13 protein-coding genes are annotated in these 14,200 nt (G+C 62.4%); 10 read left to right on the top strand and 3 right to left on the bottom strand.

Annotated elements, in window-relative coordinates:
* Positions 1 to 3: 3 nt before the first annotated feature.
* From ACX3YF_RS26245 to ACX3YF_RS26200, 10 genes are all read left to right on the top strand, one after another.
* Entirely contained in the window at positions 4 to 942 is a 939-nt protein-coding gene (locus tag ACX3YF_RS26245) for a quinoprotein relay system zinc metallohydrolase 1 (protein ID WP_448646488.1), read from the top strand.
* Between the two features lie 266 nt (positions 943 to 1,208).
* Positions 1,209 to 2,984, top strand: a complete 1,776-nt coding sequence (locus ACX3YF_RS26240) for a PQQ-dependent methanol/ethanol family dehydrogenase (protein ID WP_458974568.1) — start codon at positions 1,209 to 1,211, stop codon at positions 2,982 to 2,984.
* 238 nt (positions 2,985 to 3,222) lie between these two features.
* Positions 3,223 to 4,743 (top strand): acetaldehyde dehydrogenase ExaC, encoded by a 1,521-nt coding sequence (gene exaC / locus ACX3YF_RS26235; RefSeq protein WP_103404285.1) that lies wholly within the window; start codon positions 3,223 to 3,225, stop codon positions 4,741 to 4,743.
* Positions 4,744 to 5,004: 261 nt separating this feature from the next.
* Entirely contained in the window at positions 5,005 to 5,076 is a 72-nt protein-coding gene (gene pqqA / locus ACX3YF_RS26230; RefSeq protein ID WP_003253598.1) for a pyrroloquinoline quinone precursor peptide PqqA, read from the top strand.
* Positions 5,077 to 5,132: 56 nt separating this feature from the next.
* Positions 5,133 to 6,047: a pyrroloquinoline quinone biosynthesis protein PqqB gene (gene pqqB, locus ACX3YF_RS26225; protein WP_448646489.1), complete on the top strand. Its 915-nt coding sequence runs from the start codon at positions 5,133 to 5,135 to the stop codon at positions 6,045 to 6,047.
* 132 nt (positions 6,048 to 6,179) lie between these two features.
* Positions 6,180 to 6,932, top strand: coding sequence for a pyrroloquinoline-quinone synthase PqqC (pqqC, locus tag ACX3YF_RS26220; RefSeq protein ID WP_458974567.1), 753 nt, complete (start codon positions 6,180 to 6,182; stop codon positions 6,930 to 6,932).
* Positions 6,929 to 7,201 (top strand): pyrroloquinoline quinone biosynthesis peptide chaperone PqqD, encoded by a 273-nt coding sequence (gene pqqD / locus ACX3YF_RS26215; RefSeq protein WP_130211321.1) that lies wholly within the window; start codon positions 6,929 to 6,931, stop codon positions 7,199 to 7,201. Before pqqC ends, pqqD begins: the two co-directional genes overlap by 4 nt.
* Entirely contained in the window at positions 7,179 to 8,321 is a 1,143-nt protein-coding gene (gene pqqE, locus ACX3YF_RS26210; RefSeq protein WP_288098176.1) for a pyrroloquinoline quinone biosynthesis protein PqqE, read from the top strand. The genes pqqD and pqqE overlap by 23 nt, the downstream gene beginning before the upstream one ends.
* Positions 8,322 to 8,567: 246 nt before the next feature.
* Positions 8,568 to 9,731, top strand: a complete 1,164-nt coding sequence (ercA, locus tag ACX3YF_RS26205; RefSeq protein WP_103404289.1) for an alcohol dehydrogenase-like regulatory protein ErcA — start codon at positions 8,568 to 8,570, stop codon at positions 9,729 to 9,731.
* Positions 9,715 to 11,442 (top strand): PAS domain-containing hybrid sensor histidine kinase/response regulator, encoded by a 1,728-nt coding sequence (locus ACX3YF_RS26200; protein WP_448646491.1) that lies wholly within the window; start codon positions 9,715 to 9,717, stop codon positions 11,440 to 11,442. The genes ercA and ACX3YF_RS26200 overlap by 17 nt, the downstream gene beginning before the upstream one ends.
* On the opposite strand, the gene ACX3YF_RS26195 is transcribed toward ACX3YF_RS26200, so the two are convergent.
* The 3 genes from ACX3YF_RS26195 to ACX3YF_RS26185 all read right to left on the bottom strand — a co-directional run bounded on the left by ACX3YF_RS26195 (position 11,439) and on the right by ACX3YF_RS26185 (position 14,194).
* The gene (locus tag ACX3YF_RS26195) at positions 11,439 to 12,308 is read right to left on the bottom strand and encodes an aldose 1-epimerase (protein ID WP_458974566.1); all 870 of its coding nucleotides are present in this window, start codon (positions 12,306 to 12,308) and stop codon (positions 11,439 to 11,441) included. The two genes, ACX3YF_RS26200 and ACX3YF_RS26195, sit on opposite strands and share 4 nt — an antisense overlap.
* A gap of 77 nt (positions 12,309 to 12,385) precedes the next feature.
* Positions 12,386 to 13,666, bottom strand: a complete 1,281-nt coding sequence (locus tag ACX3YF_RS26190) for a TRAP transporter large permease (RefSeq protein ID WP_458974565.1) — start codon at positions 13,664 to 13,666, stop codon at positions 12,386 to 12,388.
* Positions 13,667 to 14,194 (bottom strand): TRAP transporter small permease, encoded by a 528-nt coding sequence (locus ACX3YF_RS26185; protein ID WP_130211317.1) that lies wholly within the window; start codon positions 14,192 to 14,194, stop codon positions 13,667 to 13,669.
* Positions 14,195 to 14,200 lie beyond the last annotated feature (6 nt).

Genomic DNA, 14,200 nt, shown 5'->3' with positions numbered 1-14,200 from the left:
GTCATGCGCTGGATGCTGCTGTTGTTCATGAGCCTGAGCCTGCCGGCCATGGCCGATCTCGACTATGCGCTCAAGCCCCGGCAGATCGCCGAAGACACCTGGCTGCTGGAAGGCAGCACGGACAATTTCGCCACGGCCAACGGCGGCAACATCGTCAATACCGCGTTCATCGTCACCGAGCGTGGCGTGGTGGTGATCGATACCGGGCCATCGAAGCGCTACGGCGAAGCCATGCGCCGGGCGATTGCCGCCGTCACGGATAAACCGGTGATCGAGGTGCTGCTGACGCACCATCACCCGGACCACGTGCTGGGCAACCAGGCGTTCACCGATGTGCCGATCGGTGCGCTGGCCGGCACCACCGAGCTGTTGCATCAGCAGGGTGATGCCATGGCGCAAAACATGTATCGGCTGGTGGGCGACTGGATGCGCGGCACCGAGGTGGTGCTGCCGACCCGGACGCTGACCGCCGGCGTGCAACGTTTTGGGAACCACGATCTGCAGCTGCTGAGCCTGGGTGGGCATACGGGTGCGGATCTGGCTATTCTCGACCAGAAAACCGGCGTGCTATTCGCCGGGGATCTGGTGTTTTATCAACGGGCGCTGACCACGCCCAACAGTCCGGGGTTATCGGTGTGGCTGGCGGACATCGCCACCCTGCAAGCGTTGCCCTGGACGCTGATCGTGCCCGGCCACGGGCCGGTGGCCAGCGATGCAAAACCGTTCGCGCAGATGCGCGACTACCTGGGCTGGCTCGACCAGTTGATGCGCGACGGCGCCGCCCAGGGCAGCGACATGGCCGAGATGATCCGCAGCCCCATTCCCGAACGCTTCGCCGGGATCAGCCTGAGCCGCTATGAACTCATCCGCAGCGTCAGCCACCTGTACCCGCGCTATGAGCGTGCGCAAATGAAGCGCGTCGATTCCGCCGCGCAGCAATGATCAACACCCTCCCTTGTAGGAGCGAGCCTGCTCGCGATGAACCTGAGAACGCCGCGGGGTGTCAGGTTTCCAACGTAATCATTCACCACCATCGCGAGCAGGCTCGCTCCTACAGGGGGAGCGCGCCATCTCCACACCCAACCCCCTACCAAGGAACTAGAAATCTCCACACAGCGGGTCATTGTTGTAAGGGCGGCGGCGCCCAAGAATCTGCATCACACCGGGAAAATTTCCCGGGTATAACAAAAACCGCAGAGGTAGCCGTCATGACTCAACCCGCACGTTGCCAGCCCTTCGTCTTGAGCCTGTTGCTCAGTGCCATGCTGTTATCCGGCCAGGCATTGGCCGGCGTCACCGATCAAGACATTCTCCAGGACCCCAAGAACCCTGAGCAGATCGTCACCAACGGCCTGGGCGTTCAGGGTCAGCGCTATAGCCCGCTGGATATCCTCAATGTCGGCAACGTGAAGGAGTTGCGGCCGGTCTGGGCCTTCTCCTTCGGCGGTGAAAAGCAGCGCGGTCAGCAAGCACAGCCGATGATCAAGGACGGCGTGATGTACATGACCGGCTCCTACTCGCGGGTCTTCGCCGTGGATGCGCGCACCGGCAAGAAACTCTGGCAATACGATGCGCGCCTGCCGGATGACATCCGTCCCTGCTGCGACGTGATCAACCGTGGGGTGGCGTTGTATGGCGACCTGGTGATCTTCGGCACCCTTGACGCCAAGCTGGTGGCGCTGAACAAGGACACCGGCAAGGTGGTCTGGAGCAAAAAAGTCGCCGACCACAAGGAAGGCTACTCGATCAGTGCCGCGCCACTGGTGATCAACGGCAAATTGATCACAGGCGTGGCCGGTGGCGAATTCGGCGTGGTGGGCAAGATCGAAGCCTATGACCCGAAAAACGGCGACCTGCTGTGGACCCGGCCGACCGTGGAAGGCCACATGGGTTACGTCTACAAGGACGGCAAAGCCGTGGAGAACGGTATCTCCGGCGGCGAGGCCGGCAAGACCTGGCCCGGCGACCTCTGGAAAACCGGTGGCGCAGCGCCCTGGCTGGGCGGCTACTACGACCCTGAAACCAATCTGCTGCTGTTCGGCACCGGTAACCCGGCGCCGTGGAACTCGCACCTGCGCCCTGGCGACAACCTGTACTCCTCGTCGCGCCTGGCGCTCAACCCGGACGACGGCACCATCAAATGGCACTTCCAGAGCACGCCACACGACGGCTGGGATTACGACGGCGTGAACGAACTGGTGTCGTTCAACTACACCGAGGGTGGCAAGGAAATCAAAGCGGCGGCGACCGCCGACCGTAACGGTTTCTTCTACGTGCTGGATCGTACCAACGGCAAATTCATCCGCGGCTTCCCGTTCGTGGACAAGATCACCTGGGCCACCGGGCTCGATAAGGACGGCCGGCCGATCTACAACGAAGCCAGTCGTCCAGGCGCACCGGGCACCGAAGCCAAGGGCAGTTCAGTGTTCGTGGCACCGGCCTTCCTCGGCGCGAAAAACTGGATGCCGATGGCGTACAACCGCGACACCGGTCTGTTCTATGTGCCGTCCAACGAATGGGGCATGGACATCTGGAACGAAGGCATCGCCTACAAGAAAGGCGCGGCGTTCCTCGGCGCCGGTTTCACCATCAAGCCATTGAATGAAGACTACATCGGCGTGCTGCGGGCGATTGACCCGAAAACCGGCAAGGAAGTCTGGCGCCACAAGAACTTCGCGCCGCTGTGGGGCGGGGTACTGACCACCAAGGGCAACCTGGTGTTCACCGGGACGCCGGAAGGGTTCCTGCAAGCGTTCAACGCCAAGACCGGCGAGAAAGTCTGGGAGTTCCAGACCGGTTCCGGCGTGCTGGGCTCGCCCGTCACCTGGGAAATGGACGGCGAACAGTACGTCTCGGTCCTCTCGGGTTGGGGCGGCGCCGTACCGCTGTGGGGCGGCGAGGTGGCCAAGCGCGTCAAGGACTTCAACCAGGGCGGCATGCTCTGGACCTTCAAGCTGCCGAAGGATCTGGTGGCCAAGCACTGACGCCAGGACCACCGCATAACCCCTGTAGGAGCGAGCCTGCTCGCGATGGCCGTCAACGATAACGCTGGATTCCTGAAATCCCGCGGTGCTCTCAGGTTTTTCGCGAGCAGGCTCGCTCCTACGACCAAATAACGAGAGCCCCCCCTGCCAACGGCGCATTCGTCTGGCGCGCGGGGCTCTCTAGTATCGGTTCATCGCCTGTTGGTTCGACAGGCATCGACCCAGACAGAGGCCCACCATGATCTACGCACAACCCGGAACACCAGGCTCAGTCGTTTCCTTCAAACCACGCTACGGCAACTTCATCGGCGGCGAGTTCGTTGCGCCGGTCAATGGCGAGTACTTCACCAACACCTCGCCGGTCAACGGTGAAGTGATTGCCGAGTTTCCGCGCTCCAGCGCCGCCGACATCGACAAGGCCCTCGACGCGGCCCATGCCGCCGCCGACGCCTGGGGCAAGACCTCGGCCCAGGACCGCTCCCTGGTACTGTTGAAAATCGCCGATCGCATCGAGCAAAACCTGGAAATCCTCGCCGTCACCGAAACCTGGGACAACGGCAAGGCCGTGCGTGAAACCCTCAATGCCGACGTACCGCTGGCCGCCGACCACTTCCGTTATTTCGCCGGTTGCATCCGCGCTCAGGAAGGCGGCGCCGCCGAGATCAACGAACTGACCACCGCCTATCACTTCCACGAGCCATTGGGCGTGGTCGGGCAAATCATTCCGTGGAACTTCCCGCTGCTGATGGCGGCCTGGAAACTCGCCCCGGCCCTGGCTGCCGGCAACTGCATCGTGCTCAAGCCGGCCGAACAGACGCCGCTGTCGATCATGGTGTTTGCCGAACTGATCGCCGACCTGCTGCCGGCGGGCGTGCTGAACATCGTCCAGGGTTTCGGCCGTGAAGCCGGCGAGGCCCTGGCCACCAGCAAGCGCATCGCCAAGATCGCCTTCACCGGGTCGACTCCGATCGGCGCGCACATCATGCATTGCGCCGCCGAAAACATCATTCCAAGCACCGTGGAACTGGGCGGCAAGTCGCCGAACATCTTCTTCGAAGACATCATGAACGCCGAGCCTGCGTTCATCGAAAAAGCCGCCGAAGGCCTGGTACTGGCGTTCTTCAACCAGGGCGAAGTGTGCACCTGTCCTTCCCGGGCGCTGGTGCAGGAGTCGATCTACGAACCGTTCATGGCCGAAGTCATGAAGAAAATCGTCAAGATCAAGCGCGGCAATCCGCTGGACACTGAGACCATGGTCGGCGCCCAGGCGTCGGAGCAGCAATACGACAAGATCCTCTCGTACCTGACCATCGCCCAGGAAGAGGGTGCCGAACTGCTCACCGGTGGTGCGGCCGAGCGTCTTGAAGGTGACTTGTCCAGCGGCTATTACATCCAGCCGACGCTGCTCAAGGGCACCAACAACATGCGCGTGTTCCAGGAAGAAATCTTCGGTCCGGTGGTGGGCATCACCACCTTCAAGGACGAAGCCGAAGCCCTGGCCATCGCCAACGACACCGAGTTCGGCCTGGGTGCCGGGCTCTGGACCCGCGACATCAACCGCGCTTACCGCATGGGCCGGGCGATCAAGGCCGGGCGTGTATGGACCAACTGCTACCACCTGTACCCGGCGCACGCCGCGTTCGGTGGCTATAAGAAATCCGGCGTCGGCCGGGAGAACCACAAGATGATGCTCGACCATTATCAGCAGACCAAAAACCTGCTGGTGAGCTACGACATCAACCCGCTGGGGTTCTTCTAACCTTCCTGCAACAACACTGAAAAAACCTGTGGGAGCGAGCCTGCTCGCGATGAGGCCATGACATCCAACATCCATGTTGACTGTTACGCCGCCATCGCGAGCAGGCTCGCTCCCACATGGGTATGTGGGGTTCTTGAAAGTCTGCGTACACCCCCTACCAACGCACCCTGCCACCTCCTTCGAAAGTAGCATTCGGGCGTCCGGCGCCCCGTGCATTAATGGTTCTACCGGAATCGCCCGGCACAACAAGAGGATTGACCCATGTGGACTAAACCCGCGTTTACCGACCTGCGTATTGGCTTCGAAGTGACGATGTACTTCGCCAACCGTTGATGGTTCACCCGGCCAGCCAGGGTGTTGGCCGGGCCTGCCTTTAGGGAGCATTGCCCATGCACATCCGCGTTCTCGGTTCCGCCGCCGGTGGTGGTTTTCCGCAATGGAACTGCAACTGCCGGCAATGCGCCGGTATGCGCAATGGCAGCCTGCGCGCACAACGGCGCACCCAGTCATCGATTGCCCTGAGCGACGACGGTGTGGCGTGGGTGCTGTGCAATGCTTCACCGGACATCCGTGCGCAACTCGAGAGTTTCGCGCCGTTGCAACCGGCCCGTCACCTGCGCGACACCGCCATTGCCGGCGTGGTGCTGATGGACAGCCAGATCGACCATTGCACCGGCCTGCTGAGCCTGCGTGAAGGCTGCCCCCATGACGTCTGGTGCACCGAACGGGTTCATCAGGACCTGAGCACGGGATTCCCGTTGTTCAACATGCTTGCCCATTGGAACGGCGGGTTGCACTGGCAACCGCTTGGCCTGGATCGCCAGCCATTCAGCATCCCGGCCTGCGCGCATTTGCAGTTCCGGGCGATTCCCCTGGTGAGCAACGCGCCGCCGTATTCACCCAATCGCGGCAACCCGCAGCCAGGCGACACCATCGGCCTGTTCATTGAAGACCAGCGCAGCGGTGCGTCGCTGTTCTACGCGCCAGGCCTGGGGCAAATCGACGAAGAGGTGCTGGGCTGGATGCAGCGCGCCGATTGCCTGATGGTGGACGGCACCCTGTGGCGCGACGATGAAATGCGCGTGTGTGAAGTCGGCCAGAGCCTGGGCAGCGACATGGGGCATCTGTCGCAAAGCGGGCCCGGCGGCATGCTCGAAGTGCTGGAAGGCTTCCCCCGTCAGCGCAAGGTGCTGATCCATATCAACAACACCAATCCGATCCTCGATGAAGACTCGGCCGAACGGGCGCTGCTGGAGCGGCGGGGGATCGAAGTGGCGTATGACGGCATGAACATTGAGCTGTAGCCGACGGCCCCATCGTCGGAACGCCGCCCGGAGCAAGCCCGCTCCCACATTTGGAATGCGAACTCCTGTGGGAGCGGGCGTGCCCGCGATGGGGCCAGACCAAACACCGCAGGGCTTCCAGGAGAATCCGCAATGACCGACACCCCCATGACCCCCACCGAATTCGAACAAGCCCTGCGTGCCAAAGGCGCCTATTACCATATCCATCATCCGTTCCACCAAGCCATGTACGCCGGGCGTGCCACGCGTGAGCAGATCCAGGGCTGGGTCGCCAATCGCTTTTACTACCAGGTGAACATCCCGTTGAAGGATGCCGCAATCCTGGCCAACTGCCCGGACCGCGACGTGCGCCGGGAATGGCTGCAACGCATCATCGATCATGACGGCGCACCCGGCAGCGAGGGTGGCATCGAGGCCTGGTTGCGCCTGGGCGAGGCGGTGGGGCTTGAGCGTGAACGGATCCTGTCCCGGGAACTGGTGTTGCCCGGTGTGCGGTTTGCCGTGGACGCCTACGTCAATTTTGCCCGGCGTGCCTGCTGGCAGGAAGCGGCCAGCAGCTCGCTGACCGAGCTGTTCGCGCCACAGATCCATCAATCGCGGCTCGATGCCTGGCCCACCCATTACCCGTGGATCGACGTCGCCGGCTATGACTATTTCCGCACCCGGCTGAGCCAGGCCCGACGCGATGTCGAGCACGGTTTGCGCATCACCCTGGCGTATTACACCACCGCCGAGGCGCAGCGGCGCATGCTGGACATTCTCCAGTTCAAGCTCGACGTGCTGTGGAGCATGCTCGATGCCATGAGCATGGCCTATGAACTGGAGCGCCCGCCGTACCACACGGTGACCCGCGACAACGTCTGGCACCGGGGGATTGCCCTGTGAGCCCGATCCGCCGCGACCAGGCCCTGTCCTTGCGCCGGGGTTTTCGCCTGCAATGGGAACCCCGCCAGGACTGCCACGTGCTGCTGTACCCCGAAGGCATGATCAAGCTCAACGCCAGTGCCGGGCAGATCCTCGAACGGCTGGACGGCCAGCGCAGCGTGGCCACGATCATCGACCAATTGACCGCGAGTTTCCCCGGTGTGCCGGGGATCGACGAGGACGTGTTGGCGTTTCTGGAGGTGGCCCATGCACAGTTCTGGATCGAGTGAGGCGCTACCGGGGCCGCCGCTGTGGCTGCTGGCGGAGCTGACGTATCGCTGTCCCTTGCAATGCCCTTATTGCTCCAATCCTCTGGACTTCGCCGGGCAAGGCGAGGAGTTGAGCACTGAAGAATGGATTCGGGTGTTCCGCGAGGCGCGGGAAATGGGCGCCGCGCAATTGGGTTTTTCCGGTGGCGAGCCGCTGGTTCGCCAGGACCTGGCCGAGCTGATCAAGGCCGCCCGGGACATGGGGTACTACACCAACCTGATCACCTCGGGTATCGGCCTGACCGAGCAGAAAGTACGCGACTTCAAGGTCGCCGGGCTCGATCACATCCAGATCAGCTTCCAGGCCGCCGACGAAGCGGTGAACAACCTGCTCGCCGGTTCGCGCAAGGCCTTCGCGCAGAAACTGGCTATGGCCCGGGCGGTAAAAGCCCAGGGCTATCCGATGGTGCTGAACTTCGTCACCCATCGGCACAACATCGACCGCATCGAACAGATCATTGACCTGTGCCTGGAGCTGGAAGCGGATTTCGTCGAATTGGCCACGTGCCAGTTCTATGGCTGGGCCGAGCTCAACCGCGTCGGGCTGTTGCCGACGCGCGAGCAACTGCAGCGAGCCGAGCGCATCACCAACGAGTATCGCGAACGTCTCGAGGCCCAGGGGCACCCGTGCAAGTTGATCTTCGTCACCCCGGACTATTACGAAGAGCGACCCAAGACCTGCATGAACGGCTGGGCCAACCTGTTTCTCGACATCACCCCGGACGGCACGGCCTTGCCTTGTCACAGCGCCCGGCAGTTGCCGGTGCCGTTTCCCAACGTGCGCGAACACAGCATCGAGCACATCTGGAACCACTCGTTCGGCTTCAATCGTTTTCGCGGCGATGACTGGATGAAGGAGCCGTGCCGCTCCTGCGACGAGAAGCACAAGGACCTGGGCGGCTGTCGTTGTCAGGCCTTCATGCTCACCGGCGACGCCGCCAATGCCGACCCGGTGTGCAGCAAGTCGCCCCATCACGGGGTCATCCTCAAGGCACGGGAGGAGGCCGACGCGCCGGGGCTGGGGATGGAACACCTGACCTTGCGCAACGAAAAAGCGTCGCGGCTGATCTACCGCGGCTGATTGAACACACACATCCCCTGTAGGAGCGAGCCTGCTCGCGATGGTGTATCAGTAAAAGGTGTGGCGACTGACACTCCATCGCGAGCAGGCTCGCTCCTGCAGGGGCATTGGTTGACGCGACAATCCAGGTACACAGCCAACCCCCATCAGGATCTGCAGTGAATCCGGCCATTGGTCTGATTGCATTCGCAGCTGGATGCTTTAGTGTGAGCGCTATCTTTCAAAACAATAAAAACAGGCTTTCCAATGAGCCAGAGTCTCAGCCAGCTGCGTAAATTCGTTTCGCCTGAAATCATCTTTGGTGCCGGTTGCCGGCACAACGTCGGTAACTATGCCAAGACCTTTGGCGCCCGCAAGGTCCTGGTGGTCAGCGATCCCGGGGTGATTGCCGCCGGTTGGGTGGCCGATGTCGAGGCCAGCCTGCAAGCCCTGGGCATCGAATACTGCCTGTACAGCGCGGTGTCGCCCAACCCGCGTGTCGAAGAAGTGATGCTCGGTGCCGAGATGTACCGGGAAAATCACTGCGATGTGATCGTCGCCGTCGGCGGTGGCAGCCCGATGGATTGCGGCAAAGGCATCGGCATTGTCGTTGCCCACGGTCGCAGCATTCTCGAGTTCGAGGGCGTGGACACCATCCGCGTGCCCAGCCCGCCGCTGATCCTGATTCCGACCACCGCCGGCACGTCGGCGGATGTTTCGCAATTCGTGATCATCTCCAATCAGCAGGAGCGCATGAAGTTCTCCATCGTCAGCAAGGCCGTGGTGCCCGACGTTTCGCTGATCGACCCGGAAACCACCCTGAGCATGGACCCGTTCCTGTCGGCCTGTACCGGCATCGACGCGCTGGTGCATGCCATCGAAGCCTTCGTGTCCACCGGGAACGGGCCGTTGACCGATCCCCATGCGCTGGAAGCCATGCGCCTGATCAATGGCAACCTGGTGCAAATGATCGCCAACCCGACGGACATCGCGTTGCGCGAGAAAATCATGCTGGGCAGCATGCAGGCCGGGCTGGCCTTTTCCAATGCGATCCTGGGCGCGGTGCATGCCATGTCCCACAGCCTGGGCGGCTTTCTCGACCTGCCCCACGGCTTGTGCAACGCGGTGCTGGTGGAGCACGTGGTCGCTTTCAACTACAGCTCGGCGCCGGAACGTTTCAAGGTGATTGCCGAGACCTTTGGCATCGACTGCCGTGGCCTCAATCACCGGCAGATCTGCGGGCGACTGGTGGAACACCTGATCGCGCTGAAACACGCCATCGGTTTCCACGAAACCCTCGGGTTGCACGGGGTCAGTACTGCGGACATTCCGTTCCTGTCGCAACACGCGATGGACGATCCGTGCATCCTGACCAACCCGCGCGAATCCAGTCAGCGTGATGTCGAGGTCGTGTATGGCGAAGCCCTCTGACGAGCAGCAACGGGCGCTGGCCGGGCTGCTGGGGTTAGGCAGCCATTCGGCGCGCAAGAGCCATTACCCCGAGCTGGCCGCGCGCCTGGACGAACTGGAAGCCGAGCGCAACCGCTACAAATGGCTGTTCGAAAACGCGGTCCACGGGATTTTCCAGGCCAGCCTGCAAGACGGTATGCGCGCGGCCAACCCGGCACTGGCGCGCATGCTCGGTTATCAGGACCCGCAGGAAGTGCTGTTTTCCCTGACCGATCTGGCCAGCCACCTGTTTTCCGGTGGCGTGGCGGAGCTGCAAAGCATCGGTGAAATCCTCAGGCAGCAACGCAGCCTGCACGGTTACGAAACCCGTTTGCGGCGCAAGGACGGCAGCCACCTCGATGTGCTCATGAACCTGCTGCTCAAGCCCGATCAGGAAGGTCTGGTGGAAGGTTTTGTCGCCGACATCACCGAGCGCAAACTGGCCCAGCAGCGCCTGCAACAACTCAACGACGAACTGGAACAACGGGTCACTGCGCGCACCGATGAACTGCTGGAAGCCAACCGCAACCTGCAGCAGCAGATCGCCCAGCGTCAGCAGATCGCCCAGGCCTTGCGCGATGCCCGTGATGCCGCCGAGGCGGCCAATCGCAGCAAGGACAAATACCTCGCCGCCGCCAGTCACGATTTGCTGCAACCGTTGAACGCTGCGCGCTTGCTGATCTCGACCCTGCGCGAGCGCAAGCTGCCGGAGGTCGAGCAGGTGCTGGTCGAACGCACCCACCAGGCACTGGAAGGCGCCGAAGACCTGCTGACCGACTTGCTCGACATTTCCCGGCTCGATCAGTCGGCGGTCAAGCCCGACATCGCCGTCTACCGCCTCGACGAACTGCTCGGGCCGCTGGTGTCGGAATTTCAGTCGGTCGCCGAGGCGGCGGGGTTGAATCTGCGTGTGCACATGGGCCATTACGCCGTCAGTACCGACTTGCGCCTGATGACGCGGATCCTGCGTAACTTCCTCAGCAATGCCTGCCGCTATACCGACGAAGGCTGCATCCTGCTGGGGGCCAGGCGCCGGGGTGAGATGCTGCGCCTGGAAGTCTGGGACACCGGGCGCGGCATCGCTGCGGATCGGCTCGATTCGATTTTCCTCGAGTTCAACCAGTTGGACGTCGGCCGCGCCGCCGACCGCAAGGGGGTGGGCCTGGGGCTGGCCATCGTCGAGCGCATCGCCAAGATCCTCGGCTACAAGATCGGTGTGCATTCGCTGCCGGGGCGCGGCTCGATGTTCAGCATCGATGTGCCGATTTGCGCCGAGATGCCGTTGCCCGTCAGCCTGGCCGCGCCGCAGCCGGGGACGGGCAATCCGCTGCCGGGCCGGCGTTTGCTGGTGCTGGACAATGAAGTGAGCATTCTGCAAAGCATGAGCGCGTTGCTCGGGCAGTGGGGCTGCGAAGTGGTCACCGCCACCGACGAAGCCTCGGCACTCTCGGCCTTGCGCGGCCAGGCACCGGAACTGATCCTGGCGGACTATCACCTCGATCACGCGGTGGTCGGTTGTGATGTGGTCCGGCATCTGCGCGAACATTTTCATCAGACCATCCCCGCCGTGATCATCACCGCCGACCGCACCGATCAGTGTCGGCGTGCGTTGCAACGCCTGGACGCGCCGTTGCTCAACAAACCGGTGAAACCCGGCAAGCTGCGTGCGGTGTTGAGTCAACTGCTGGGTTAGAGCGCTCGATAGTGCAGGGTGAAACCAAGTTCGGTGGACTGTCCCTGTTCGAGTAAACGCAAGCCTGGCCGACCGGGCAGGTGATGGGCGTTGACCGGGTGGCTGACCGGTTCGATGCAGAAAAAATCCAGGCCCACCGGGCAATAGAGCAGGTAGTAATCGCTGCCGCTGGCCTGGCACTCCAGTTCATAGCCCAGGTCCGGTTGCTGAATCAGGCAATGGCCGTCCCATTCGCAGAAGCCGTTGTCGACCAGCGTTTCCGGCAACGCCCCGGGGTGCTGGAAATCCCATTCGGCAGGCAGTTCGCCAAGCTGTGTCGGCAATTTTGACGCGTCGCAAAACCACACCTGGCGTGCTGCCGCCTGCAATCGGGTGTTCGCGGTTCGCGGCAAGTAAGGGTGCAACCCCAGGCCATGCCAGACCGCGCGTTCGGCCAGGTGGGTGACGCTCAATTCGATGCTCAGCTTGCCTTCGCTCAAATGAAAACGCTGACGCGCGCGATAGGCGAAGGGCGTGCTGCTGTCGAGTTGCAGGACCGCTTCATCCGCCGTCCGGGACACCACTTGCCATGCCTGCTGCCACGCACTGCCATGAATCGGCAGGGGATCGGTGAGGCTGTTGGGTGTCAGCGCCTGCCAGCCATCCGGGCAATCGAAACCGCCTTCGGCGATGCGGTTTGACCAGGGCACCAACGGAAAGCAGCCGAGTTTGCCGGGCAGGCCGGTGTTCAGCGCGTGGGCGTCGGCATGGCGCAGCAAGGGCTGGCCAGTAGCGCGTACGGTCCAGTTGACGATGCTCCCGCCGAGCTCAGGGGCGAGGGTGAGGCGGGTGAATTGGTCTTCGAGTTCCAGGATTACTAGCGTCATGGCCTTCTCTGCAGGTTGATGAGCTGTTGTGGCGAGGGCGCAAGCGCCCTCGCCACAAAGCGTTTTGCGAGTCTTGGTTACAACACCAGATGCGGCAACCACAGTGACAGCGCGGGAATGTAAGTCACGGCGATCAACACCAGGAACAGCACGCCGTAGAACGGCAACAGGGCTTTGACGGTGGATTCGATACTGACCTTGCCCACGGCCGACCCCACAAAGAGTACCGCGCCCACGGGCGGTGTGATCAAGCCGATGCCCAGGTTGACCAGCATGATCATGCCGAACTGCACCGGGTCTACGCCAATGCCGAGGATCACCGGCATCAGGATCGGCGTGAGGATCAGGATCAGCGGCGCCATGTCCATCACCGTGCCGAGCAACAGCAGCATGACGTTGATGCACATCAGGATCACGTAACGGTTGTCCGAGAGCGTGAGGAACATCGTGGTGATTTTCGCCGGGATCTGCATCAGCGTCATGATGTAGCCGAAGCTGGCGGCGAAGCCGATCAGGATCATCACGATCGAAATCGTCCGCACCGTGCGGTGCATCAGTTTCGGCAGGTCGCTCCACTTGTAGTCGCGGTAGATGAACATGGTCACGAAGAACGACCACAGCACCGCAATCGCCGCCGACTCGGTGGCGGTGAAAATCCCCGACAGAATGCCGCCCAGGATGATCACCATGGCCATCAGGCCCCACAGCGCTTCACCGCAGATCTTCAGCGCTTCGCGCATCGGAATGACTTCGCCCTTGGGGTAGTCACGCTTTTTGGCGAAGATCAGGCACAGCACCATCAGGCACGCGCTCATCAGCAGGCCGGGCACCACGCCGGCCATGAACAGCGAGGCAATCGACACGGTGCCGCCAGCGGCCAGCGAATAGAGCACCGAGTTGTGGCTCGGCGGGGTCAGCAGGGCTTGTACCGAACCGCTGACGGTGACCGCCGTGGCGAACTCCCGTGGATAACCGCGCCGCTCCATCTCAGGGATCAGCACCGAGCCGACCGAGGCGGTGTCGGCTACCGAAGAACCGGAAATCGCGCCGAAGAAGGTCGAGGCCATGATGTTGACCAGCGACAGACCGCCACGGACGAATCCCACCAGCACCCCGGCAAACGCCACCAGCCGTCGGGACATGCCGCCTTCGGCCATGATCGCGCCCGCCAGGACGAAGAACGGAATCGCCAGCAGGGAGAATTTGTTCACGCCACCGGCGACCTGAATCATCAATGCCTGGAACGGAATATCGATCCACCATGCGCCGATCAGGGCCGACAGCCCCAGGGCATAGGCGACCGGCATGCCGATCAGGATCAAGGCGATAAAGCTGCCCAGCAGAATCAATGCGTCCATTCAGGCAGCCCCTTCGTTTTCTTCAACCAGGTCGAAGCGCACGACCCGCCGGTTGCTCTGGTCACCGAGCAGGAGTTTTTCCAGCACAAAGACCAACGTCAGCAAACCGCCAATCGGGATCGGCATGTAAGTGATGCCGACGCGCAGGGTCGGCACGGCGCTCATGAACTGGTTCCAGGTCGACAGGCACAGCTTGGTCCCCCAGATCGCCATGAACAGGCTGATGGTCGCCATCAGCAGTTGCGCAAACACGCTCATGGCTTTGCGCAGGTTCGGTGGCAGGCGATCAGTGAGCATCGCCACCGCCATGTGGGAGCCGGAACGATAGCTGGCGGCGGCGCCAATGAAGGTGAACACCATCATCAGCAAAATGGCGCTGGGCTCCGGCCAACTGGAGCCGGTGCCAAGGACGTAGCGGGCAAACACGCCCCAGGGAATGATCAGGGCAATGGCCAGCACGGACAGGCCCGCGACCCAGATACAGGTCATGTAAATCCTGTCGTTGATGCGCAGCAGTAGATTCTTCATCGGGTT

The organism is Pseudomonas fluorescens group sp. PF-69 (assembly GCF_054481235.1).
This window is presented reverse-complemented; position numbering and strand designations above follow the sequence as displayed.